The sequence below is a fragment of the Aeromonas sp. A04 genome, assembly GCF_047780465.1.
Taxonomy (GTDB): Bacteria; Pseudomonadota; Gammaproteobacteria; order Enterobacterales; family Aeromonadaceae; genus Aeromonas; species Aeromonas bestiarum.
This window is the reverse complement of record NZ_JBLNHP010000007.1, coordinates 117,081-141,632: the sequence shown is the minus strand read 5'-3', so window position 1 is coordinate 141,632 and position 24,552 is coordinate 117,081. Positions and strand designations below refer to the sequence as shown.

The window sequence follows — 24,552 nt, the reverse complement described above, 5'->3', positions numbered from 1 at the left end:
TCAGGCATATCTCTTGCAGTAAAACCTGACAGAGAGGGGGGAAGGGTTGACAGGGACCGTGCGGTAGCCTTGCCCATTTTCTCCCATCCGCTTCTTTTCTACTCATCTTCTCTTGGATTTCCCTATGAAAGTCAGCGTATTGGTGCCTGTCTACAATCTGGCGCGCTTCATCGAACCCTGCCTGCTCAGCCTGCTCGAGCAGCAAACGGATTTCGAGTTCGAGGTGATCGCCATCGACGACGGCTCGAATGATGACTCCTGGGCTATCTTGCAGCGGCTGGCGCGGCAGTGGCCGACACTGCGCATTCTGCAGAATGAACAGAACATGGGGCTGGCCAAGACCCAGAAGCGGTTGCTTGCAGAGGCAAGGGGTGACTATCTCGCCTATGTGGATGGGGATGATCTGGCCTTGCCGGACAAGCTGCAGCGCCAGGCCGAGTATCTGGATGCACACCCGGGTTGCACCCTCTGCTACCACGAAGCCGAGATGTTCGATGATGAGACAGGGGCACGGATCAAGTTGTTTACCCGTGACTACTACAACAGCCGGCATCTCGAACCCGTCATGACGCGAGAGGCCTTGATCCGGTTCGGGGTATTCGTCAATGCCAGCTCCATCATGTTTCGGCGCTATGAGGGGATGGAAAATGCCATCGACGAGGGGTGCAAGATCATCCTCGATTACCCCTGGCATATTCTGAATCTCTCTCTCAACCCGGGAACCCTCGACTTTATCCCCGAGCTGCTGGGACGTTATCGCTTCCACACCCAGAGCTTTGGCGGGCAGACCCGCAAATCGGCCGAGCGTCGTGAGCAGTCGCTGCGCGACCTGCTGCGGGCTTGTGACAATGCCGGTGACTTTGGCGCTGATCCAGTGACCATTGCCCAGGGGCGTGCCCATCACTACTACTCTGCCGCGCTCTATTTCTTGCGGCAGGGAGACTACGCCCGTTTTCTCAACCTGCTTGAGCAGTCGGTGAGCGAGGTGGCCACGTTGGCACCGGGCTGGTTTTTCGACGAGCGGCACCAGCTGGCGTGGGAGGGGCGCACCAATCCGGCCGGCGTCGTGCAACAACTGTTTGGAGATGCAGCGTGAGTTATCAGGCGATTGTCATCGGAGCCGGGCTGTCCGGCGCCGTCATGGCGGAGCGAATGGCCAGCCAGCTTGGCTGGAAGGTACTGGTGCTGGAACAGCGCGACCATATAGGCGGCAACTGCTTCGATGAGTATGACGAGCATGGGGTGCTGATCCATCGCTATGGACCGCACCTGTTTCATACCGACAAACGGGAAGTGTGGGATTACCTGTCGCAGTTTACCGCCTGGCGGCCTTACGAGCATCGTGTGCTGTCACGGATCGATGGTCAGTTGGTGCCCATCCCGTTCAACCTGACCAGCATAGAGCGTTGCTTCCCGGCCGAGAAGGCAGCGGCCATGATTGAGGCTCTTCAGGCCAGGTTCGGTGAGGGGGCCAGAGTACCCATCATGGCACTGCGGCAGGAAGCTGAGCCCCTGCTGGCTGAGCTGGCCCAGTTCATTTATGAGCGTGCCTTCGTCAACTACACCAGCAAGCAGTGGGGTGTATTACCAGAGCAGGTCTCGCCCGAGGTCACTGCGCGAGTGCCGGTCGTCGTCAATCGTGATGACCGTTACTTCATCGATCCCTGGCAGGCGGTGCCCGAGCAGGGCTACACCGCCATGTTCGAGCGCATGTTGGCTAACCCCTTGATTGAGGTCAGGCTATCCACCCCCATGGGATCCCATGTTTGTCTGGATTGGCAACAGAAACAGATACTGCTGGATGGCGTGCTTTTTGCCGGACCTCTGGTCTATACCGGCATGCTGGATCAGCTGATACCGGAGGATCACTATGGTCTGCCGTATCGCTCGCTGCGCTTTGAGCACTGTCATCTGCCACAAGCCCAATTTCAGCCGGTGACCACGGTCAATTACCCGAATGAAGAGGCCTATACCCGCATCACCGAATTCAAGCATCTGACCGGGCAGCAACATCCCGGCACCAGCATCGTTTATGAATATCCCTGTGCCTATGTGCCAGAGCAGGGGCTGGAGCCTTACTACCCGCTGTTTACCAATATGGCCAAACAGAATTATCAGGCTTGCCGCGATGAGTTGGCCCAGTTCCCGCAACTGATTGCCTTGGGTCGCCTTGCCGAATATCGCTATTTTGATATGGATGATGCGGTGAATAATGCGTTGCAAAACTTCAGGTGCCTGCGTTTATCGCCTAGGGAGGGAGTTGAGTGAGTAGTTATCTATCTGAATTGAATGCAGCTCTGCAATCTCAGTCGATCACTGCCATTTCATGTGATGTATTCGATACCCTGATCTTCCGTCATGCCGGGACAGTCGAGCAACTCTGGCAACAGCTGGCAGTAAAGGCTTACCAGTTAGGTATTCTTTGCAATGACGATCCCGATGCCTTTGTGGAATACCGTAAAGAGGCTGAATCGATGGCGCGGCGTCAGATGATGCAGCGAGAAGGTCACAGAGAGGTACGGCTAGAGCACATCTATGCTTGCTGGCACAGCGCGCAGGGGGAGCTGTTGACCCAGCTGGAGCTGCAGTTGGAATACGACAACTGGCGGCTTAACTCGGTTCTGGCAGATTGGCTGGTCAGTCAGCAACAGCGTGGCCTTTTGATCGTGCTGCTCTCCGATATGTATTTGCCTGCCAGTCTGGTGCAGCGTTTCTTCAGTGCCAAGGCTCCGCAGCTGTTGCTGCACGAGATCTATATTTCCGGCGAATATCAGGCCAGCAAACAGGATGGCCGACTGTATCAGCGTCTGTTGGCCGCCCAGCAATGGCAGCCCGAATCGGTATTGCACATTGGGGATGACAAGATTGCCGACCTGCAGATGGCAAAGGCCTCCGGGCTAAGTGCCTGTCATGTCGGTTTGGGGGATGATTACCTGTCTCAATTGAAATACGAGCAACGTTTGTTTCCTCTTTGCATTCCAGGCTTGGAGCGATTGCGGCGGCAATGGCGCTGGTTGAATGATGGCTCGGCCAGTTCAGGAATATCCAGTCGTGTCTATGCGCCGCTGCTCTACGCATTTGCTCGCTGGCTTATCGTTTGCTGTCAGCAACAGGGGGTCTCCACGTTGTTCTGCCTGTTGCGTGAAGGAGATGTCATCGCACGTCTTATTCAGCAAATTTCTGGGCATACGCTGACTGTCAAGACGCTGGCAGTCTCCCGGCGTTCCAGCTTTCTGCCCAGTCGAGAGTGGTCGCTGGATCTTGTGCAGCAGCTCTGTGAGCGCCGTGGATATACGCTGGCCGAATTGCTGGAGGATCTGGGACTTGAGTGTTCACCGAGGTGGTTCCAGCATCGGCTTTGTACCTTGTCTGCGCTGGTACAAACACCACTCTGGCGTGAGATACTGGGTTGGTTGGAAAGTGTCCAGCCACAAATTATTGCCCACTTGCAGCAGCAACGGCAGTACTTGCTGCAATACCTTGTGCAGCAAGGGGTAAAAAATACGCCAGAGATAGCCATTCTTGATTGGGGCTGTGGTGGCAGCCTGTTGCAAAATCTCCATCAGCTGGTGGGGCTGGATGACGTCACCTACTTCATGTTTTATGCCAGTCCGCGTGCTAGCCGGGTGGCATTGAGTCAAAAACTGCAGGTGTTTCAGCCTGCCGCGTGCAAAGTATGGGCAACTCAACTGGCAGCTTATCCGGAAGTGAGCGAGATTTTGCTTAATGGTGTTCTTAATTCAACTCGGGCGTATCAGCGGGAGGATGGAGGGGGAATCACTCCTGTCGGCGTGCCACGGCCAGATGAATCTATTCGGCATGAGGTTGATCTGGATAACTTCACCAAAACGATCTTGGCCTGGGGGAAACTAGCCACAGAAGCCAATTGGCTTGAGCAAGGTCCATCCTTATCTGAGCGAAAGCACTTTGTTGCCATCCTGTATCGTCTGATTATTTATCCAATATGGCAAGAAGCGTGCGTTCTGGCGAACTTACATATTCCTCTGGCCGCAGGGGAAAGCATCCCCTTAGTGTCACCGCACGACATCATGTTGCTCAAAGATAGCGTCAGCTCAGGTGAACAAGCATACCAGCTTTTATTGGATGGAGTTCATCCTATCCTTCAGACCTGTTTTTGGTATCCAGGTACCGTGTCTCTTGCATTCCCGGATCAATTGCAGCTTTGCGGAGAGTTGGCCACCTACCAAGATGATGAGAAGGTGGCTCCTTTCTTGTTGCAGCTATTGCAAGAAAAGAAAATAGATGAAACGGCGATTTATGGTGCCGGAGATCTAGGATTACGAGTTTATGATCTTTTAATAAAACATGGGATTCGCGTAACCCATATTATCGACCGAAGAGCTGAGCGAGGCTCTTTATATATGAATGGTATCAAGGTTATTACACTGGCTGAGGCGTTAAATCTTAATTTAAAAACCTATAGCGTAGCGTCGAGAGCGTTCTGCAATGAAATAGTTAGGTCGATAAAGTCGACCTATGATAATTCCTCGCATGTCGTAGATATATTCACTTATAAAGGCTGTGTTTAAATGAAGAATAAAAGAAATCAACTGGTGACAATTGTTATCCCTTGTTATCAACAAGGGCATTTGCTTTCTCGTGCATTGCGCTCTGTACAGAGTCAAACATATGATGCTATTGAAGTCATTGTTGTAGATGATGGAAGCGAACCAGCGATAAACATCGAACAAGAGGAATACAGTTTTCCACTGGCCTTATTGAGGCAAAAAAATCAAGGCTTATCAGCGGCTCGTAATACTGGGTTGAAATTGGCAAAAGGAAGTTATATCAAGTTTCTTGATGCGGATGATGAGCTGTTACCAGAATGTATTGCTAATCAAGTAGCCATGATGGGATCAGAAAATACAATTGGCTGTATTGGCTTTCGTGAAATAAACGAAGACACGGGAAAAGAAGCTGATATTATTCCCGCATTTGGTGATGCTTTATCTGCATTGTTAATGGTGAATATTGGTCCTCCTCATATTTATCTATTCTGGACGAGTGAAATCCGTATATGCGGGGGTTTTTCTCAAGACAGCCGTGTAGATGGTGGTCATGAAGACTATGATCTGCTTTTGCGAAGAGTCATGCAAGGAGCTAATCTGATCACTCATCATTCAGTAGGCGTAATCTATTATCGTCGAGATGGTTCTATGTCAACGGTAAGAGACCGGATGGATAAAACCCGTTCCGCTGTATGGTCATATAATGTGAATCAATATTTAACTCATTCATTTAACTTAGTTTATTTAAATGTCATTCTTATCGCTCTTTGCAATATGCTCAGGATTACAATGCAAGAGTATAAATCCAATCTGCGTTCAGTTATTATACAACTTGAAAATATAGTTCAGAATGACAAGATAGATATAGATAGTACAAACCAAAAGTTTATTGTAGAACACCTTCGTAGTTTTCCTGAGTCCAACGTGTTGGCTGAGTTGCTTTCAGCTAAGAAAGCACTTAATACAGCCAGTATGACATTACATCCACAATCAATTATTGACCATCGTGTGACACTGATGCAGGCGTTCAGTGGATTTAGCGATAAATATATTATCGATGTAATGAAAATGGCAGCCAAACACAAGGATAAACTTGCAATATATGGTGCTGGTGAGATAGGTAATCGTCTGGTTAAAATAATTTCCGCAGCTGGATTCAAACCTGTAGCCATTTATGATAAGAGCTGGCGTACTATAAGCCCAATAGATAGTGTAGCTGTGTCTGCCCCCTCTTCGATAGACGAAAATTGTTGTACCGGAATAGTAATTGCGTCTTTTGCCTACAAGAATGAGATCAGGAAGTATATCGAAGAGCGCTCAAAGTCGATCGAGCTGCTGTAATTATTTTGATATAAATAGACCATAAGGAAATAATATGGGTATGGATCCATCTCTAGGTAAGGGGATCAGAATTATATCGGTTGATATCTTTGACACTTTGCTTCTGAGAAACGGATATAGCGAAGAGCGACGTTTTATGTTGGTAGCTAAAAAGATAAAAGAGCAATGTCCAGCAGTAAAAAGCAATGTGCGAGATATTTTTATGTCTAGATATATGTCCCATCATTGGTTATACCGCTTATATCAAAAAAAACAAATTAATAAAGAACCAACAATCCAAGAGATTCTTGGTGTTCAGTTGTCTATGTTAACTGATGACTGTATTATCCTACAGGATTTATTAGAAGCAGAATTAGCAGTTGAGAGTGAAGTCTTATCATTGAATGAAGACCTATATAGTTGGTTGAAGGTGCAAGTCCAACGCGGTATCAAAGTTGTTTTCTTTAGCGATATGTATCTGTCAACAGAAATCATCAACAAATTGTTATCGAGGAATGGTGTGGATCTTCCATTCGATCTATTTGTTAGTTGTGAGTCGGGAGTGTCTAAACACCAAGGCACAGCTTTCCCTTGGTTAAGTAAGAAATATAACGTGAGCGCTAAAGAAATATTGCACCTCGGTGATAATTATTCGACCGATTATAGCAATGCAATTGCCGCAGGTGTAAACGCATTGCATACACCACGAAGTGCTAAGTTTTATATCCTCGAAGATGCATTCAAATTTTTTGATAAGCTATGGTTAAGGAGTAATGAGTATGCCTAATAAAGAAGTTTACACTCATGGATTTTATGATGACCAGGCCATGGCTTCGCATCGCTCTGCAGAGTGTGTATTGAAACACATGCTGTCATTGTTTCCTGGTATTCAATCAGTTATAGATGTTGGATGCGGAACAGGATCTTGGCTTTCAGCCGCTAAAAATATCGGAATAGATAAAATATACGGTATGGAGGGTTCTCTGGCTGCTAAAGATATGTTGATGATTCCTGATGATAATTGGCATGCTGTTGATGTTACAAAGCCTTTTAATTGTGGACAACGGTTTGACTTGGCTATGTCATTGGAGGTCGCAGAACATCTTCCTTTTGAGAAACACGGCGTATTTATCGAGAATATAATTCAGCATAGTGATCTTGTTCTTTTCTCGGCTGCGATTCCCTATCAAGGGGGAACCGGTCATCAAACTGAAAACTGGCCATCCTATTGGGCTCAGCTGTTTAGCTCTAAGGGTTTCCGATGCTATGATTTACTTCGCCACCGAATTTGGAATCAACGAGGTATCAATTTTTGGTATAAGCAAAATTTGTTAGTGTTTATTCGTGAAGGCGCAGAAGAAAAATTCAATATGAAAATTGAATCATCCATAGAGAGCCCTATATCTATTATTCATCCAGAGCTATATCTGTGGGCGATTAACAGAGCTGGAGGTATTACCAACGCTGAATATAATAGAGATCTTGCATATTATATTCGTGTAAAAGATTTCGATCCAAATGTGCTCAGTGAAGAGGTAACATATGGAGATAAGTATAACAATGAATTCTGAAAATTTATATGCGGAGATATTTGGACCGTATTTTTTAGCGTGGTGTCAGCGACTACATAGCCTGGCAGAAATGTATGGCTCGCAGGGAAAAACAAAATTGTATTTTTCGACACGAGCCGGCTACGTCTTATATAAATTTTTCTCTGCATATGTCAAACAGAGAAATATTAACCAAGCATATCAGTGTGAATTATTTCCTGTTTCAAGATTGGCCGCTATAAAGGCAGGGTTTGGAGAAGAACCCATGTGGACTGGCCATCTCTGTAATAGCGTATTCTATGGGAAGACCTTAAACTATTTAATAACTCGACTGGGGCGCGACTCCGAGTACTTTGATGTTAGTACATACCTTCAATTAGTGCCAAAAAAATTGCAAGAGAAGATTATCACTCCAGGTGTTATTAAAGAATGGTTTGAAATAGATGCAACCTTGCCTCTAGATCAGCAAATTTCTTCCTATTTTAAACAACAAAAAATGAAACTGGACTGTATTATTAATTCTGGTGATGACATCAATGTCATTATTGTCGACTCAGGATTATACGGCTTGACAGTGGAATTGTTGGCGGGTTTGTATCCACATAAAAATGTAGTAGGGGCATTCGTATATCTTTCAAACTACAATAAGGTTAGACCTGTAACACATCTCGATAAGTGCTACGGATTGATGGGAGAAGCGCAAAAAGCAAACTATAAACATCCTCATACCTGTGTCTTACGGCATTGGCATCTTATTGAAGAATTACTGGAACCATCAGGGATTCCATCTTTGACTGAATATACTGACAAAGTAATGATTCGTGAGTATGTAAGTGATGATAGTCGGATCAATTCGATCATTGATTTCATTACAAGTGGTGAGCAAAAAAATCTAAGTAGCATTTTAAATAGGCTAAATTATTTTCTTGCAAATCCATCAATTGCGGTTGTCCGGTGTCTGTCACCGAATAGAAGAAAAAATGATGTCAATGATGAATCAATGCATGTGATTATTCCACATGACCTAGAAGTAAAGCTGCGTGAAAGAGATAAGTTGAGGCGATTTCGATATGGAATTATTAAAAGATCGCTATGGCGAGAGGGGCAGTATACGCAGAGTTATGGATTTATTGGTAGAGCAGTTAACGTTTTTAAATTATTGCGTGAAATAGTGCTTCCATAAGATGGAATATAAATATTGATGGGAAAAGAATCACCACACTTAATGATAGACTTTATCAGGAAATCCAATACATTGGTGTCCTACAATGTCAATGGTACCAACCCAGAAGATTTTAAAGTTTGCTTTGATAAAGCATGTGTTGCATTGAGAGTATTAGGGAAAAACGCAAGACTTGTTGCATTCAGATTCTATCCATCAGCATATGCACATCAGTTAGTCGATATCTTGAAGCAACTTCACCATTATAAGGATAATCGTTTTATACCTTTTGCGTTGATCACTTATGAGGAGTTCATCGCCACTCCAGAGTGGTATCAGCAAAATTTCAAGGATCTAAATGTATTTATATGTTGTGGTGATCATATAAAACACTTTGATTTTATTTATGCTGCGGTAATGTTGGAAAACTATATGATATATAAATCCAATCTACCGAAGCAAGTATATAAAATAGGGGTGACACATGGGATTGATGTTGACCTTGATATGTCTCTATACTTATTTGGTGGTGCATACGAATTTGATTATCTGCTAACTGCAAAAAGTATAAATTGTTATGATCCTGAACAGCTGATAAAACGATGTTATGCAAAATGTCTAATGCTTCATCAAGCTCCATCAGTTTCTTTGGTGCCTTTTGGAGTGCCAAAGCTAGATCAGTTTCTTGATTTATTAAAAGAAAAAAAAATAAAAGCTACTAGTATTGTCTATCATTTGTCGCACTTTTCTATGGAGGAAGATTGGGTCGTTGACTATATTCGTCCAACGATAGAGTTTATTCTCACTAACTTTCCAAACAATAAGTTAATATTTAGACCGTATCCAAAATATAAAAGTAATCAACTAATCCTTGATATCGTTGAACACTTCTCAGCATTCAAGAACTTTTTCTACAGTACAGATAGTAGCTATGTTGTCGATTACTCTGATGCTGCAGTAATGGTTACACATAGAGCTTATCAAGATCATATCTTTCTTGCATCTGGCGGGTATGGAGTTATATTTTCACCATCCGCCGGTAAGTTTTCATTGCCGACCATTGATAGATTGAAAGAAAGAGAATACATCGCCTGCACATATTCTAAACTCAAAGAATATATCAATTATGCATTGTCTTCAGCGCAGACTCTTAGTTATAAAAAACGATATGAATATGCAAGAAGTTCTGGGGTTCCACATGTTGGTAGTTCAATAAAGTTCTTGGCCAGCTTACTTTCCTCAGACGAGTTGAATAACAACAATGAATTCTCCAAATTCTCTCTTGCAACAAGTCAACATTTGTCAGCAGAAATATTATTAAGGTATAATTCGCTATTTGAACAACAACCTTTTCATAAGTTCGCATTATTATTAGTAGATAAATTTCCTGAACGGGCTGAGTTTCTTTTATTCCTGGCTGAAGCATGTCGGCGTTGTTTTAGCTATGAAGGTGAATATTGGTCTCTTGCTTTTCGTGCTCTTTATAGATTAATTCACCACCACCAATTTACACCACCTTTGCAAGCCAGTGCATGTAGATGGTGGCAACAATATGGTAGTGACTTGTTCATTGCTCACAGGACGGAGTTGAAACAACGGAACCTAGAGTGTAGTGATGAAGAGCTGAAGTGTTATAATTATTTTTCTAGTGTTGATGATTATTCTACTGTAATCCAGTCATCATATCTTGTTGAGTCTTTAGATGATGGGGCTATATTGAAGTCTGGGATTCTTTCACTATATTGTGCCGGTGAAATTGCTGAAGGTTTTTTAAACTGGAATATTTCATCCGGTGGTAATTTTAAAATTAACTATATCTTTGACTCTTCTGAAGATAAAGTAGGTAAATCATTCTATAGTATGAGGGTATTGCCAGGGAGATCTATAATCAACATCATTGATACTGATTCTAGTGACTTGCTCATCTGTTCACATAAATATTTCCTAGATATTTATGTTTATCTGAGAACTGAATTGAAATTTCGAGGGAATATATATCTTTGGCATGATCATTATATGCCTACCAATGTCAGCAAATTGTCTGATGATGTGTAATTGAGGTTATAAAGATGATAAACAACGAGCCATTCAGCTATCTCGAATTTGGTAGTATAGATCCTGCTACTGGTAAGCGTTGCATATATGATTACAAAGATCATGATAAAGCGTATGAATGGTTGATGCATGCGAGGTATTCTAATGACATCTATGCATATAAAAAAATGCTGAAAGAGCTATCCCATGCAGACCATGAACGAATGCTCAATATCTACCAGAACGAGATCCATCATCATGACGATTTCATAGTTAACAATAATAAGCTATTAGCTCTTGAAGTCGCTGGTAATTCGTTCTTTGAATTAGGTCAGACGTTGTTTGGGTGCATCGATGCTATGTCATTTATCCAGGAGTTTAACTTTAAATACTTGGGTATTACTTCTCCATGTATATTAGGCGATGTTTTGTGGCAGGGGGTTGATATTTCTGAGTTCTTCAACTTCACAGCGCTTCAACTGCATAATGATTATCATGTTAATGTTGTGAATGAGCTGAATATAATCCAACCTGACCAAGATGTATTTTTTGCTAAGGGTATTACATTGCTTTATGCGGTTCGGAGTGCTGATGAGTTATTTAATCTAACTCGGAGAAAAAAAATTTCTATATTCGATTATTCATTTAGCATGAGCGATGATATTTCAACCCAAATAGGTACTGGTAAAAATGTAAAGTACCTATCAAAACGTGAATTCCTTTCTTTTTACGAAATGGTGAAAATGGAGGGGAAAGACATATGGGTTAGAAATAATGCCGGCGTTAGAAATAATGGGAAGTCGTTTTATTTTGAAGCGATGGTGTGCTGTGCTGAGCTTTCAGAAAAATATATCAAGAGACAAGTGGATTGGATCAATGCCTTCAGGGGACAACCTGAAGAAATTTTGAAGCTTGGCCATCGGAACGATGATGAATACTGGTCTTGGACAAAACTGGATGCTGTGCTAGATAAGATATAGGAGCAATATATATGGTTATATGGCTAGTTGGATTATCTGGTTCAGGTAAATCGACAATTGGACAGGCTTTACATAAGCGAATGAAGTTGGTCAATACGGCAACAGTTTTTATTGATGGAGATGAAATTAGAGAAATATTTCATCATAATGATGCGACTCGTGATTATTCAGTGCAAGGCCGTCGAATTAGTGCAGAACGCATGCATGAGCTCTGTGGGTGGTTAGATCGGCAAGGTATCGATGTAGTATGTTGTGTGATCTCTATGTTTCCTGATATTGTTACAATGAATCGCGATAGGTATACTGAGTTTTATGAAGTATTTATTGATGTAGATGTAGATGTGCTAATATCTCGTGACAATAAAAATCTATATCTTCCAGCTTTGAAGGGAATAAAAAAAAATGTCGTTGGCATGGATATCCATTACAATGCTCCAGTTAATCCAGATATGGTGATAAAAAATAGTTTTAATTCAGATGATATTATTGCTTATGCAGATGATATTTATAAAATGGTGACTAAATAGACAATGTACAAGTATCAATACGCAAGCGGTGATCTACTAGTCAATCCCCAAACTTACCAATACTCTGAATATATTGGTACTGAGTTTATAGATGCTTGGACTACCCATCGAGCTGATATTATTTCGTCACTACCAGCACCATCTGTTCCAAGTTTGCAGCCTATGACTCGAACAGTCGATTTCGGTGATACCGTATCCTCTCTATACCTGGTGCTTTATTTTTTACGCAATAAAAATCCACTGGATAAAGAAATTGATAACTATGTATGGATGTTGGTTAGAAAATTTGAGGTAAGCAAAAGATTATACGAAGCATATGATAGTATATTTCCTAACAAAGCGGTGAAGACCTCCGATTTTAGTAACTATTCAATATATCTATTGTTTGCTGAGTGTTTGGTTCGGTCATGTCAGTTGATGGGAAATGATACTAGAAAACTAAACTGCTTGCTTAAAGTATGTGATACTTTATGTTCAGCAGTTAAAATGTTTAGTGTTCAGCAACGGGCTCAACTGTCGTGGATACTAAAAGAAGAAAAAATTTGCATTATCCGTCTTATCGACAGGAGTTAATATTTTGCCAAATAGGACATTTGTAATGCTATGTGCCAGAACAGCACGAAGTAGTGCGTATGTTCAGGCACTTGCTGCTGCGGGAATAGTACCTGCAATTGTAATTATCTATGGTAAAAAATCCTCAAAGATTAATAGTCGACGTCAACTCGACAGTCGTCTTTTTAATTGTTCGGTATGGTTACCAGATCTATCAATTGAGCTCGAGTCAACACTTTCGCGACTCGGGTGGCGTTATCTCTGCTGTGATGAAATAGAACTTAGTTCAGAATCATTGTATTCCATTCTTAATATTAAAAAGATGGACTTGTTGGTTTATTCCGGATATGGTGGACAAATAGTCCCAGCATCAATTCTCTCATTGACTAAGGTATTACATATTCACTCTGGCTTGCTTCCTGACTATCGCGGTAGTACCACTCTATATTATCAGGTACTAGACCAGCAACAATGTGCTGCGAGTGCAATATTTCTTGACGAGAATATTGATACTGGACCAATTTTACTTAGAAAAATGTATCCGTTACCTCCTAAAAATATCGATGTTGATTATCTCTATGACAGTGCGATACGAGCTGATCTGCTAGTTGATTATATGAGGGCATGGATAACTGGTGATAAGGAATGCACCTCTGAAGCCCAAGTTGAAGTAAACCAGCCATATTATGTCATTCACCCTTTACTTAAGCATATTGCGTTATCCTTGTGCGATAAAGAAGGAGATAAATATGAATAATCACCAGGGTGGATTTGTCTTTGGTACTAAAGCTGAAACTTTATCTAGTCTCAGACCGGTCGTGAGGTTGGCTAAAGTATTGCCTATTTTTTATTTCAGTGTCGATCAATGGGATACTGCAAAATCTTGGGTACTAGACTCAATTAGTCTGATGGGAAATTATGACTCATTAATTATTAGAAGTAGTGCACAAAATGAAGACGGTTTTCAACACTCGATGGCTGGTGCATTTACAAGCCTTTTAAATGTACCATCTAATGATCAGGTCGCTGTTGTGAATGCCATTCAACAGGTTATTACATCTTTTGGCTCTAACTCGAATGTCAATAATCAGGTGCTTGTTCAACCCATGTTAGCGAAGCCACAAATGAGTGGTGTGGTAATGACGCATGATCTTGAACATGGTGCGCCTTACTACGTTATTAACTACGATGATGAAAGTGGCCGTACCGATACAATTACGGGGGGGACTGGTGTTCAAAAAACGGTACTTATTTATCGCAATACTGACTCATCTATTTTCCGCTCTTCACGTATCCAGTCTATCTTAGCTGCGGTCAAAGAACTGGAGTTGATCTGTTCAAGTGTTCCTCTCGATATTGAATTCGCTGTTGATGATAAAGATGATGTTTATATATTCCAGGTAAGACGTATCACCCTGTACAACATCTGGCATCCTGTGACGGAGCGTAGAGTTGCGCGACAGTTGTATCATGTACAACGTTTCATCTCCCAACGGATGGCTCGCGATGGTGATTTATATGGTGCTACCACGTTACTTGGGGTAATGCCTGATTGGAACCCTGCTGAAATTATTGGTACGGCTCCCAGACCATTAGCAATTTCACTTTATCGGAAATTGATCACTGATTCTGCATGGAGTGAGGCTCGTAGTCTAATGGGGTATCATCATCCTGAATACAAGGCACTGATGGTTTTGTTGGGCTCTCAACCATATATTGATGTACGGAATAGTTTCAATTCCTTCCTTCCTGCAGGGCTAGATGCTTCGGTGTCTTGCTTATTAGTTGATGCATGGTTAGAAAGGTTGAACCGTCATCCTGAGTTCCATGACAAGGTTGAGTTTGAAATAGTACAGACCTGTTTCGATTTTAGTTTTGAAAAAGATTTTGAAGACAGATATTCTGGGGTGTTGTCCCAAAGTCAGTTTGACGAGTATGTAGAATCTATCAAAGTGTTAACCGAAAATGCCATTCTCGGATTTGGTGTTGGCAGTTTACCTTATACATTAGAGTTGGTAAATATTATAGCAAAGCAACAGGATGTCCGTCGTTCTGTTAATTATCAACTTACCGAATTGAGTAATATTAATAGGCTATTGACCGACTGCCGAAAAAATGGGACTGTTTGTTTTTCTATTCTTGCTCGTCATGCATTTATCGCCGAAGCTATGCTGCGATCAGCTTCCAGTTGTGGAGCAATCACGGGCGAACGTTTACAGGCATGGAGGCAATCATTTAGTACGGTTACTACTGAATTAACTTCAGATTATACGGCTGTGTGTAATGGTACTATGAGCCCAGATGATTTCTTTGCAAAGTTTGGTCATCTTCGTCCTGGTACATATGATATTACTTCTTTACGTTATGATGAACGACACGATCTATTCTCAATGGATAAGATTGCAACATGGTCATCCCATGCAGATGCGTCGTCTTCTACCTTTACTCTTTCCCATTCTGAATTGGATGCAACTCAGCAATTGATCGATTCAAGAGGCTGGGCGTTAACCTCATCTCAATTATTTGAATATGCAAAAATGGCTATTCAGGCAAGAGAGTATGCTAAGTTTATATTTACTAGAGACCTATCTGATGCACTGTCGATGTTAGTACATTGGGGGGCTGGGATGGGATTATCACGTGATGATTTATCTTATCTTGATATTTCATCTGTTCTAGATTTACTTGTTATGCATCCGTTGGATGATATGGACCGTGTATTATTGGATAAAGTAGGACGAGCAAAAGCTACATATCAGCAATCATTATCCATCAAGTTAGGACATTTGATCACTAGTGTTAATGATGTTTTCGTCGTTCCGTTACATCGAAGCATGCCAAATTATGTTACTCATAAATGTGTGGAGGGGGTCTGCATTCGTTTAAAACAGGATACTCCGACCTCTGTGCCGCTCAATGGTAAGATTGTTTGTATTGAAAATGCTGACCCAGGTTATGACTGGATTTTCACCCGTGACATCGCTGGTTTGGTCACACAGTTTGGTGGCGCTAATTCGCATATGGCTATTCGTTGTGCCGAGTTTGGAATCCCTGCTGCCATCGGTTGTGGAGAACAGTTATTCAATAAATTAAAAGATAACTATAAGATAGTCTTAAACTGTAAAGATAAAACCATCAATATGGTGTAGTTGATATGAAGAGAATTGGTGTTTCCATGCGGTCTTGTCCTGCGGAATCATATGTTGAAGCGAGGGATGGCTTGGCCAGAGATTGGTTTAGTCTTTTACACTTTCTTGGTTGGAACTGGTTGTTAGTTCCTAATCTAGGTATGAAGACTGCCGATTATGCTCAAGCTCAAGGCATTGAGGCACTTATTCTTACTGGCGGTGCAAACTTGGGGGATGATCCGATTCGTGATCAAAGTGAACTCGTGTTATTGCAGTACGCAACAAAGTATGAATTGCCGGTGCTGGGGGTTTGTCGTGGTATGCAGATAATGTGTCAGTTTCACGGCGGGAAAGTCATATCGGCGCCAAAGATTGAAATTGTGGGCTTACGTCATTCTGTTCAACTCTGTCATTTTCCTCTTTGGTTTGATTCATCGAACCCCTCTACCTTGATAGTTAATTCATTTCATCATAATGTTGTATCTATGCCTTTATCTGATGAGCTGGATCCGATTGCTCTTGATGAGGATGGATATTGTGAGGCTTTTGTACACAAACGCCTTTTGCAGGTTGGTGTCATGTGGCATCCGGAACGTGATTCGACGCTGAGCAGTTTTGACAAAAATTTAATTAAATGGTTATTTAAGTGAGAGTTTATGGATGCAATTATACTTGCTGCGGGACGTGGTTCTCGTCTTGGTAACCTTACACGTGAAGTTCCTAAACCGTTAACGCTGTTGGCGGGAAAGTCGCTAGTAGAGTGGCAGATCAATGCATTACAGGTTGCAGGCATTCAAAAGATTAATTTGGTAACTGGCTATGCTGGTGACAAGCTGATTCCCTATGGGGATGGTCATATTTATAATCCGTACTGGGCTACCAGCAATATGGTGCGGAGTTTGATGTCTGTAGATTCATTATTGAGTACACAGCCATACCTCATCAGTTATGGTGATATTGTTTATCGTTCAGACATTATTAGTGATCTGCTCGATAGTTCAGGCGATATTTCTATTACATTTGATGTGGATTGGTGGGATCTCTGGTCCATTCGCTTCATAGATCCTTTGTCTGATGCAGAGAGTTTTCAGCATGAGCATGGACGTTTACTGAGTATTGGTGAGCGTGTCTCGGATAGAGCACTGATAAATGGCCAGTACATGGGCTTGCTCAAGTTTAACCCTATGGGGTGGTTACAGGTTCGGAGCATTCTCGCGGGTTTGGATCGTGTCTCAGTAGATAAACTGGATATGACCAGTTTGCTACGGCTTTTACTTCAAAAAGGCATCAAAATCACGGTAGTTCCCATTCGTGGTGGCTGGGTCGAAGTGGATAATCCCTCTGATATCGCACTTTATGAACATATTATTCAGCAGCCTGGTTGGAGTCATGATTGGCGTGTATAACGCTTACCATGAAGTCTGAGTTTTGTTCTGGCTTCATGGGGTTATTAATTGAGTTGACTGAGCATGGTAATAATTGTAGTTCTATCTGACGTAGTAAGTGACGGAAAGAGTGGAATTGAAATGAGTGTCAATGAAAAATTGTTCGCATTATTGAGAGAATCACTGCTCCTTTGTTTCTGAGCATAAAAGGGCTGAGCCGGAATAGGGGTATAGTGTACGTTCACCCCGATCTCGTGAATGCGTAACCTCTCGAATAATTCACGACGTTGTGTGGTTGGTACCTTGATTATAAAAAGATGCCAAGCACTCAGCCGATCTTCTCTATTTGCTAAGACTTCCAGCCCGAGCCTGTGCAGTTCTGCTTGGTAATCTGCAGCAATCTCTCTGCGCTTGGCCAGAAATTCCTCCAGATTGGCCATCTGACTCAACCCTAATGCTGCCTGGATATCTGTCATTCGGTAGTTGAAACCCAGCATTTGCTGTTCGTAGTACCAGGGACCGTCCGGTTCGTTGATGAAGTCTTCCGGTTCACGGGTGATGCCGTGGCTGCGCAGCATGCTCATGGTCTTGGCGAGAGCGGGATCATTGGTCATGGCCATGCCGCCTTCACCCGTGGTGATAATCTTCACCGGGTGGAAGCTGAAGACGGTAATGTCGCTGTAGCGACCATTGCCGGTCGGTTCGCCGTGATAGCGGGCGCCGAGGGCGTGGCAGGCATCTTCTATGATGCGAAACCCGTACTCCTGGCCCAGACGGTGGATCTCTTTCATATCGCAGGGCAAGCCGGCGAAGTGTACCGGAATGACCACCTTGGGCAGGCGTCCTTGCGCCTTGGCGACAATCAGCTTGCGCTTCAGCTCCAGTGCGCACATGTTGCCGGTATCCGGTTCTATGTCGACGAAGTCGACCTGAGCACCGCAATAGAGCGCACAATTGGCCGAGGCGACGAAGCTGATGGGGGAGGTCCATACCCAGTCTCCCTGGCCAACACCCAACGCCAGGCAGGCGATGTGCAAGGCGGCCGTGCCCGAATTGACCGCTACCCCGAAGCGGGCACCGCAGTAATCTGCCACGGCTTGCTCGAAACGGGGGATGACCGGGCCCTGCGTCAGAAAGTCCGACCTCAACACCTCGACTACCGCCTCGATATCCGCCTCGCTAATCGACTGCCTGCCGTACGGGATCATTCCATTACCACCTTGTCATTCAACTCTTTCAGTTGTGCCACCGTCAGGAAGTCGCCGTTGTTGCGTGAGTTGTACTCGAATCCCTGTTCGACCATGCATCCCTTCTCGCCTGTCGCCGTGACCGAGAAGTCATTGTTGCGATTGTTGAAGTTGATGGTGGGGCCGATGATGAAGAAGTCGTCGAACTCGAAGGTATGATAGGAGTCGTCACTGGGGCACATCACCTCATGTAGCTTCTCGCCCGGACGAATACCGATAATTTCCTGGGTCAGCTGGGGTGCCATGGCGGTAGCCAGGTCGGTGATCCGCACCGAAGGCAGCTTGGGTACGAAGATCTCTCCCCCTTTCATGCGCGGGAAGTTGTTCATCACAAAATCCACCCCCTGCTGCAGGGTGATCCAGAAGCGGGTCATCTCGGCATGGGTGATGGGAAGCGTGCCGGCACCCTGGTCGATCCGTTTCTGGAAGAAGGGAACGACTGACCCACGTGAACCCACCACATTGCCGTAGCGCACGACCGCGAAGCGGGTCGGGTCCTGACCTGCGATGTTGTTGGCCGCCACAAAAAGCTTGTCAGAGGCCAGTTTGGTGGCGCCATACAGGTTGATGGGGTTGGCGGCCTTGTCGGTGGAGAGGGCGATCACCTTCTTGACCTGATTGAGCAGGGCGGCCTGGATGACGTTCTCTGCCCCATGGATGTTGGTCTTGATGCACTCCATGGGGTTGTATTCGGCGGCAGGAACCTGTTTGAGTGCGGCCGCGTGCACAACGTAATCGACGCCGCGCATCGCCATGTTCAGCCGGTTGGCATCCCGCACATCCCCGATGAAATAGCGCATGCAGGGTTCGTTGAACATCTGCTGCATCTCGAACTGTTTCAGTTCATCGCGGGAGTAGATGATAAGCCGTTTCGGCTTGTGGCGTTCCAGCACTGTCTTGACCAGCATCTTGCCAAACGAGCCAGTGCCGCCGGTAATCAATAGGGTTTTATTGTCGAACATGACGGATTCTCGCTAGTGATGCCAAGAGGCAAGCAATAAATGTGCCTTGAGCCAGTTTAGCCGAAAAGAGCTGAAAGCAGTTCTGCATGATGCCAGTTTTATTCCACTCTGCGTGAAGTAACTAGATGATTCATAGAGAAATCCAACTCAGCTCAAACAACTTTATGCGATTTTTGATGCTTTAACAAAAAGCGGAACACCTGGTTCCGCTTTTTTGACGCCTAGCTGGAGAGCAGCACCCTGGCCGAGTTGGCGGGTATGGTCAGTTGTACCTGTCCCTGCACCACTTCGTACTTGTCGCCGTTGAAGGCATCGGTGAAGCGGCTGGCGGGGCTGGCGGTCTGCCACAGGGGCAGCTTGATGGTGCGCGGTTCGGTCGGATGACGGTTGCAGGCCACCACCACCTGATCGCTTTGCAGGGTGCGGGCGAACACATAGCTGTGCGGGCCGGCGTAGAGGGTCTGGATGTCGCCACGGCGCAGGGCTGGCCGCTGCTTGCGGATCTGGATCAGCCGGCGGTAGTGATCGTGCAGCACGTGATCCCAGGCCGTGGTTTCCCAGGGGAAGCAGCGACGGCAATCCGGATCGTTGCCGCCAGAGAGCCCCACTTCATCGCCGTAGTAGATGGACGGCACGCCTATGTAGGTGAGCAGCAGGGTGGCGGCCAGGGTCATCCGCTGCTTGTCCTCCCCCAGCAGATGCAGGAAGCGGGCGGTATCGTGGCTGTCCAGCAGGTTGAACTGGGCCAGCTGGTTCTTGAACGGGATATGGGCCCGTGCCAGCTTGAGCCAGCGATCCAGCTCGTCGGCGCTGATCCTGATGGGGTGGTAGGCGATGTCCTGCCCCGCCAGGAAGGCGCGGATTGGGTGGGCGAAACCATAGTAGTTCATGGCGCCATCCTCCTGATCCCCCTGCAGCCACTGGCTCGCCTCGAAGAAGTGCTCGCCGAGCACATAGGCGTCCGGGTTCTCCTGTTTCACCGCGCCGCGAATGGCGCGCACATGGCCGCGATTGCCCTCGGCCGAGCCCCGCTCTCCCAGCATGTGGATGACGTCGAAGCGCCAGCCGTCGATCTGATAGGGGGCGCGCATCCAGTGGCGCAGTATGGCGTCGTCGGCCCGGTAGACGGCGTCCTGCACCTGTTCGCTGGCAAAGTCCAGCTTGGGCAGGCTGCGAATGCCCTTCCAGCTGACATAGTCCCCTTCGTTGTCAAAGGTGTAGAAGCTGCGCCACGGCGAGTCCGGGTTGCTCTGGGCCCCCTGTGGCGGGCAGAACCAGGGGTGTTGGGTCGAGGTGTGGTTGACCACGGCATCCAGGATGATCTTCATGCCGCGCTGGTGCAGGTTGCGGGTCAGCTCGGCGAACTGCGCGTTGCTGCCGAGGTGCGAATCCACCTTGAAGTAGTCCTGGGTATCGTACTTGTGGTTGCTCGGCGAGTCGAAGATGGGGTTGAGGTAGAGGGCCGTGACCCCGAGAGATTGCAGGTAGTGCAGCTTGGCATCGATGCCCGCCAGGTCCCCGCCGTAAAATTCACAGGCACCGTGTCCCTCTTCGTGACGGCTGACCGGCTCGCCCCACGCCTTGCTGATGACCGCCTTGCCTCTGTACTCATATTCGTGATGTTTGACGCTGAGCGAGGGATCGCCGTTGCAGAAGCGGTCGGGGAAGATCTGGTAGAACACCTGATCCTGCACCCAGGCCGGCGGCTGATGCAGGCTGTTGAAGCGAAAGTGTTGCTCCCGTGGCGGCATGGCCGGGCTGACGCCGGCACCGTGCAGCCACCACTGCTCCTCGTCGGTCAGGCACTTGAAGCAGTAGAGGTGGATATCCTGTCCCTTGGCCAGCGGCAGGGTTGCCTGCCACACCTGCAACCTGTCCCGGGTGGAGACAGGCGTCATGGCCACCAGATACTCCTCGTTGTCCGGCTCGTGGCGCAGCCACACCTCGCGGATCGGGGCGTCCAGCGCGCTGAACAGGGTGAGTTGCAGGGTGTCGGCGCTCTCTTTGAACCAGGGCGCCACCTGGGGATGAAACAGAAATGGATGGGTCATGATGCTTATTGAGTCAGAAGGTCGGCGAGGGCATTACCCTGTTCGTGGAGCGTTTCGAGCTGGCCTGCCAGTGACTTGGGATCCAGCCCCAGCTGATCGGCGAGCGGCTTGGGGAAGCGGGCTATGATGGCCTGGGCGGGCACGCCCGCATTCCAGGCGAAGGAGATGAAGACGGCGAGCCGGATCAGCACCGCCTCCTTGCTGACCGGATCGTGGGAGAGGGGATCCAGCTGCTGGGAGATGGCATCGACGAAGGCTTCCGACAGGTTCCAGCGCCGCGCCAGCTCGGCGCCGAGCTGGGCATAGTCGTAGCCCAGCATCTCCCGCTGGGCCTCGACCCTGCTGCTGCCCTTCTGGATCGCCATGTTGATGAGCTCGGCCTCTTCCGGCAGGGTGCTCTGGATGAGCAGCTCGCCTATGTTGTGGATCAGGGCGCAGGTGAAGGCGGTCTCGGGATCGAGCACCTTGGCCTCCTGGGCCAGCGTCTTGGCTATGGTGGCGACCTGGAAGGTTTCGGTCCAGAACTTGTTCTTGTCGAAGCTGGGGGGGGCCTTGAAGCTGCCTATGATGCCGGAGGCGACCACCACGGAGCGCAGCCGGTTGAAACCGAGGCGGATCACCGCCTGTTCGATGGAGGTGACCTCATTGCCGCGGCGCAGGGCGGCCGAGTTGGCCATGCGCAGCACCTTGACGCTGATCACCTGATCCATGGCGATCTTGGCCGCGATCTGGTCGATGCGGGCGTTTTCATCGTTGAAGCTCTGCATCAACTCATGCAGCAGCTGCGGGATAGTGGGGAGTTGTTTGATCTTGTCAAACAGACGATCCATCGACATGGCTGAGACAGCCTCCATTGCGAGCACTGCCTCATAGTGTGCCACAGGCGGGACACATGTTCCTGTTTGTGATGCCGGTTTGTGAGCGCTAGTGCACCCAGTCCCGCAGCTGGTATTCCAAACGGTGCCGTTTCCCTTCCAGGATCAGGGTCTGGGTGGTGCCGCTCAGGGTGGCCCCTTCGGTCAGGGTGGTGATGACGGCCTGCTCTATGGCCTCGAGCCGTGCCTGACAGGCCATCTCTGTGCTGCCCAGGCTGGTGACCCAGAATCTGTCGCCCTCGAGGTGTCCCTGGCCAAAGTAGCGATTGCAGCCAGCGATGCCGTTGACGGTGAAGTGCTCACCTATCTCGAAATCGGGCGGGTTGTCGCGAGAGGCCGTGATGGCCTGGCCATCCAGCTTGTCGAGCACCCAGTGATGGTGCTGCAGCTCTTGCTGGACGAACGAGGGTGTACTGCTGCAGGCGCTGAGCAGGATCAGGGCGAGCAACAGTAGCAAGAATCTGGGCATGGAAGGGCTCCAATAGTGGGAGCGACAAGCATACCTGCTGCGCAGCCCTCGGGGCAGGGCGAGGGGGGCCGCCCCCGACCGCTTCTGTCGCCCTGCTGGTCAGCCCTGTGTCGTTAAATGGCAACACTTGCAGGTTGCCGGGACACGTTCGATGCCAACAAGACGACAGAAACCCTTATCGCTCCGTATCAGCGGTTGAACAGCCGCTCGGCGTAACGGGCCAGCCCTGCGGCGACCGAGCCGAAGTCATCGCCGCCCTCAAGAGCAATGGCGGGCAACGTTCGGCATTATGGTCAGCGGTTGAACAGACGCTCGGCGTAACGGGCCAGCCCTGCCGCGACCGAGCCGAAGTCATCGCCACCCTCAAGCGGAATCGTGGGCAACTTCTGGCGAATGAAGGCGGCGATGAGCGGCGAGCGGGCGCTGCCGCCGGTGACGAAGATACGGTCGGGCTGCACACCCGCGGCGGCAATGGCTTGGTCCATCAGCTCGCCAATCTTCTCCAGCAGCAGGGCCGAGGCGTTGGCCAGCTGCTCGCGATTGAGCTCAGCCTCCAGTCCCTTCTCCAGCTCGCTCAGAGACTGATGATTCGATTCCTGCTCCGAGAGGGCGATCTTGCCCTGCTCGGCGCGCCACACCAGCTGGTGGCTCAGCTTGTGGGCCCGCAGATTGGCGAGGCGACCCAGCTTGCTGCCTGGCTGGCTGTCGAGCTGCAGATCCTGCAACTGACGGGCGGTATCCAGGCTGTAGAAGCGGCCCTGGGCGCTGACGTCGTTGATGGCGGCCGCATCCCAGAACAGGGGGTGGGGCAGTGGCTTGCCGGTCTTGAGGGTCTCGTGCATGCCGAGCAGCGGCATCATGCCTTCCACCGTCAGCCGGATGTCGAAGTCGTTGCCGCCGATGCGCTGGCCGCTGTGGCCAAGCAGATCGCCGCTGCGATCCAGCTGGTCGCGATGGCTCGGGCCCATGCGCAGCATGGAGCAGTCCGTGGTGCCGCCACCGATATCCACCACCAGCACGACGGCGTCTTCATCCAGCCGCGCCTCGAACTCGAAACCTGCCGCCACCGGTTCATAGAGGAACTCCACCTGCTCGAACCCGGCCAGACGGGCCGCCTCGGTCAGGATGGCGATGGCCTGGCTGTTGCTCTCCTCCCCGGCCAGCCCCTGGAAGTTGACCGGACGACCGATCACGGCGCGGCGCACCTGAGTGCCAAGCTGCTGCTCCGCCTCGCGGCGTACGTGCAGCATCATGGCGCAGACGATGTCTTCGAACAGCGCGATCTGGGGGGCCTTGAGGCCGTAGGCGCCGAGGAAGGATTTCGGCGACTTGATGTAGTAGCCGTCGTCCGGCTCTTCCAGATAGCGCTCCAGCGCCGCGGCGCCGAAGCTGAGTTCGTCGATAAGCCCCTCTTCCCGCATCTGGCGGCGCACGGATTGGGCCCGGGTGACGACGGGGCCGCGCAGCTTGAGGTATTCCGCCTGCTGGGCAGGGGCCAGTCCTTCGGCCAGCAGGCCGGCGATGGCCTCTCTGTGGGGGGCGTGCAGCGTGGAGGGGAGATAGCGGGAACCGCACAGGGTCAGCAGCCTGGGGCTGCCTTGTTCCATCACGGCGACGGCACAGTTGGAGGTACCGTAATCAAATCCGATAAACATGGGCTGCCAGACTCCTGAATAAAAAAGGGCTGGTAGCCTACCCGATGGCGTCGGGTCTCACAACCCGGCGCCATGGTTATTGCGACCGCAGGGGAGAATTGCATGACGAAGAGCAGGTCTGTGTAC

21 protein-coding genes are annotated in these 24,552 nt (G+C 47.9%); 15 read left to right on the top strand and 6 right to left on the bottom strand.

The window, feature by feature from the left end:
• Nucleotides 1-124: 124 nt before the first annotated feature.
• Genes ACM3N8_RS18445 through ACM3N8_RS18375 form a run of 15 tightly spaced genes read left to right on the top strand, consistent with a single transcriptional unit; the run spans nt 125 to nt 17,188 of the window.
• On the top strand, nt 125-1,096 hold the full coding sequence (locus tag ACM3N8_RS18445) for a glycosyltransferase family 2 protein (protein WP_241279356.1): 972 nt from the start codon (nt 125-127) through the stop codon (nt 1,094-1,096).
• Nucleotides 1,093-2,268 (top strand): UDP-galactopyranose mutase, encoded by a 1,176-nt coding sequence (gene glf / locus ACM3N8_RS18440; RefSeq protein ID WP_416016475.1) that lies wholly within the window; start codon nt 1,093-1,095, stop codon nt 2,266-2,268. The genes ACM3N8_RS18445 and glf overlap by 4 nt, the downstream gene beginning before the upstream one ends.
• Nucleotides 2,265-4,550, top strand: a complete 2,286-nt coding sequence (locus ACM3N8_RS18435; RefSeq protein ID WP_290018748.1) for an HAD family hydrolase — start codon at nt 2,265-2,267, stop codon at nt 4,548-4,550. The genes glf and ACM3N8_RS18435 overlap by 4 nt, the downstream gene beginning before the upstream one ends.
• Nucleotides 4,551-5,870, top strand: coding sequence for a glycosyltransferase family 2 protein (locus ACM3N8_RS18430; protein ID WP_290018746.1), 1,320 nt, complete (start codon nt 4,551-4,553; stop codon nt 5,868-5,870). It abuts the gene before it with no gap.
• Between the two features lie 34 nt (nt 5,871-5,904).
• On the top strand, nt 5,905-6,636 hold the full coding sequence (locus tag ACM3N8_RS18425; protein WP_290066122.1) for a hypothetical protein: 732 nt from the start codon (nt 5,905-5,907) through the stop codon (nt 6,634-6,636).
• A complete protein-coding gene (locus ACM3N8_RS18420) occupies nt 6,629-7,420 on the top strand; it encodes a class I SAM-dependent methyltransferase (RefSeq protein WP_416016474.1) in 792 nt (263 codons plus the stop codon). The genes ACM3N8_RS18425 and ACM3N8_RS18420 overlap by 8 nt, the downstream gene beginning before the upstream one ends.
• Nucleotides 7,410-8,582 carry a hypothetical protein gene (locus ACM3N8_RS18415; protein WP_290018742.1) on the top strand — a complete coding sequence of 391 codons (1,173 nt, stop codon included), beginning with the start codon at nt 7,410-7,412 and terminating at the stop codon, nt 8,580-8,582. Before ACM3N8_RS18420 ends, ACM3N8_RS18415 begins: the two co-directional genes overlap by 11 nt.
• Nucleotides 8,583-8,600: 18 nt before the next feature.
• On the top strand, nt 8,601-10,616 hold the full coding sequence (locus tag ACM3N8_RS18410) for a hypothetical protein (protein ID WP_416016473.1): 2,016 nt from the start codon (nt 8,601-8,603) through the stop codon (nt 10,614-10,616).
• Nucleotides 10,617-10,630: 14 nt separating this feature from the next.
• Nucleotides 10,631-11,575 (top strand): hypothetical protein, encoded by a 945-nt coding sequence (locus ACM3N8_RS18405; RefSeq protein WP_290018738.1) that lies wholly within the window; start codon nt 10,631-10,633, stop codon nt 11,573-11,575.
• Between the two features lie 11 nt (nt 11,576-11,586).
• Nucleotides 11,587-12,102 (top strand): adenylyl-sulfate kinase, encoded by a 516-nt coding sequence (locus tag ACM3N8_RS18400; protein ID WP_290018737.1) that lies wholly within the window; start codon nt 11,587-11,589, stop codon nt 12,100-12,102.
• Nucleotides 12,103-12,105: 3 nt separating this feature from the next.
• Entirely contained in the window at nt 12,106-12,675 is a 570-nt protein-coding gene (locus tag ACM3N8_RS18395) for a hypothetical protein (RefSeq protein WP_290018735.1), read from the top strand.
• A gap of 25 nt (nt 12,676-12,700) precedes the next feature.
• Nucleotides 12,701-13,411 (top strand): formyltransferase family protein, encoded by a 711-nt coding sequence (locus ACM3N8_RS18390; RefSeq protein ID WP_290018734.1) that lies wholly within the window; start codon nt 12,701-12,703, stop codon nt 13,409-13,411.
• Nucleotides 13,404-15,803, top strand: coding sequence for a PEP-utilizing enzyme (locus ACM3N8_RS18385; protein ID WP_290018733.1), 2,400 nt, complete (start codon nt 13,404-13,406; stop codon nt 15,801-15,803). The genes ACM3N8_RS18390 and ACM3N8_RS18385 overlap by 8 nt, the downstream gene beginning before the upstream one ends.
• A 5-nt stretch (nt 15,804-15,808) precedes the next feature.
• Nucleotides 15,809-16,432, top strand: a complete 624-nt coding sequence (locus tag ACM3N8_RS18380; RefSeq protein ID WP_290018732.1) for a gamma-glutamyl-gamma-aminobutyrate hydrolase family protein — start codon at nt 15,809-15,811, stop codon at nt 16,430-16,432.
• Nucleotides 16,433-16,438: 6 nt separating this feature from the next.
• Nucleotides 16,439-17,188 carry a phosphocholine cytidylyltransferase family protein gene (locus tag ACM3N8_RS18375; protein WP_290018731.1) on the top strand — a complete coding sequence of 250 codons (750 nt, stop codon included), beginning with the start codon at nt 16,439-16,441 and terminating at the stop codon, nt 17,186-17,188.
• A gap of 44 nt (nt 17,189-17,232) precedes the next feature.
• Here ACM3N8_RS18375 and pseC read toward each other — a convergent pair whose 3' ends face one another.
• The 6 genes from pseC to yegD form a co-directional block, all read right to left on the bottom strand.
• Entirely contained in the window at nt 17,233-18,375 is a 1,143-nt protein-coding gene (gene pseC, locus ACM3N8_RS18370) for a UDP-4-amino-4,6-dideoxy-N-acetyl-beta-L-altrosamine transaminase (protein WP_416016472.1), read from the bottom strand.
• On the bottom strand, nt 18,372-19,376 hold the full coding sequence (gene pseB, locus ACM3N8_RS18365) for a UDP-N-acetylglucosamine 4,6-dehydratase (inverting) (RefSeq protein ID WP_290018726.1): 1,005 nt from the start codon (nt 19,374-19,376) through the stop codon (nt 18,372-18,374). The genes pseC and pseB overlap by 4 nt, the downstream gene beginning before the upstream one ends.
• A gap of 221 nt (nt 19,377-19,597) precedes the next feature.
• Complete coding sequence (malZ, locus tag ACM3N8_RS18360) at nt 19,598-21,427, bottom strand: maltodextrin glucosidase (protein WP_290018724.1); 1,830 nt, start codon at nt 21,425-21,427, stop codon at nt 19,598-19,600.
• A gap of 5 nt (nt 21,428-21,432) precedes the next feature.
• Entirely contained in the window at nt 21,433-22,281 is an 849-nt protein-coding gene (locus tag ACM3N8_RS18355; RefSeq protein ID WP_103472311.1) for an HDOD domain-containing protein, read from the bottom strand.
• Between the two features lie 70 nt (nt 22,282-22,351).
• Nucleotides 22,352-22,771, bottom strand: coding sequence for an META domain-containing protein (locus ACM3N8_RS18350; RefSeq protein WP_241326175.1), 420 nt, complete (start codon nt 22,769-22,771; stop codon nt 22,352-22,354).
• A gap of 293 nt (nt 22,772-23,064) precedes the next feature.
• A complete protein-coding gene (yegD, locus tag ACM3N8_RS18345) occupies nt 23,065-24,426 on the bottom strand; it encodes a molecular chaperone (protein WP_290018721.1) in 1,362 nt (453 codons plus the stop codon).
• Between the last annotated feature and the right edge of the window lie 126 nt (nt 24,427-24,552).

Coding starts and splice junctions, on each gene's coding strand:
- yegD (WP_290018721.1), bottom strand. CDS start 24,426: ATGTTTATCGGATTTGATTACGGTACCTCCAACTGTGCCGTCGCCGTG.
- ACM3N8_RS18445 (WP_241279356.1), top strand. CDS start 125: ATGAAAGTCAGCGTATTGGTGCCTGTCTACAATCTGGCGCGCTTCATC.
- ACM3N8_RS18400 (WP_290018737.1), top strand. CDS start 11,587: ATGGTTATATGGCTAGTTGGATTATCTGGTTCAGGTAAATCGACAATT.
- ACM3N8_RS18425 (WP_290066122.1), top strand. CDS start 5,905: ATGGGTATGGATCCATCTCTAGGTAAGGGGATCAGAATTATATCGGTT.
- ACM3N8_RS18380 (WP_290018732.1), top strand. CDS start 15,809: ATGAAGAGAATTGGTGTTTCCATGCGGTCTTGTCCTGCGGAATCATAT.
- ACM3N8_RS18395 (WP_290018735.1), top strand. CDS start 12,106: ATGTACAAGTATCAATACGCAAGCGGTGATCTACTAGTCAATCCCCAA.
- pseB (WP_290018726.1), bottom strand. CDS start 19,376: ATGTTCGACAATAAAACCCTATTGATTACCGGCGGCACTGGCTCGTTT.
- ACM3N8_RS18410 (WP_416016473.1), top strand. CDS start 8,601: ATGGGAAAAGAATCACCACACTTAATGATAGACTTTATCAGGAAATCC.
- ACM3N8_RS18405 (WP_290018738.1), top strand. CDS start 10,631: ATGATAAACAACGAGCCATTCAGCTATCTCGAATTTGGTAGTATAGAT.
- ACM3N8_RS18420 (WP_416016474.1), top strand. CDS start 6,629: ATGCCTAATAAAGAAGTTTACACTCATGGATTTTATGATGACCAGGCC.
- ACM3N8_RS18430 (WP_290018746.1), top strand. CDS start 4,551: ATGAAGAATAAAAGAAATCAACTGGTGACAATTGTTATCCCTTGTTAT.
- ACM3N8_RS18415 (WP_290018742.1), top strand. CDS start 7,410: ATGAATTCTGAAAATTTATATGCGGAGATATTTGGACCGTATTTTTTA.
- ACM3N8_RS18375 (WP_290018731.1), top strand. CDS start 16,439: ATGGATGCAATTATACTTGCTGCGGGACGTGGTTCTCGTCTTGGTAAC.
- ACM3N8_RS18385 (WP_290018733.1), top strand. CDS start 13,404: ATGAATAATCACCAGGGTGGATTTGTCTTTGGTACTAAAGCTGAAACT.
- ACM3N8_RS18355 (WP_103472311.1), bottom strand. CDS start 22,281: ATGGAGGCTGTCTCAGCCATGTCGATGGATCGTCTGTTTGACAAGATC.
- pseC (WP_416016472.1), bottom strand. CDS start 18,375: ATGATCCCGTACGGCAGGCAGTCGATTAGCGAGGCGGATATCGAGGCG.
- ACM3N8_RS18350 (WP_241326175.1), bottom strand. CDS start 22,771: ATGCCCAGATTCTTGCTACTGTTGCTCGCCCTGATCCTGCTCAGCGCC.
- ACM3N8_RS18390 (WP_290018734.1), top strand. CDS start 12,701: ATGCTATGTGCCAGAACAGCACGAAGTAGTGCGTATGTTCAGGCACTT.
- malZ (WP_290018724.1), bottom strand. CDS start 21,427: ATGACCCATCCATTTCTGTTTCATCCCCAGGTGGCGCCCTGGTTCAAA.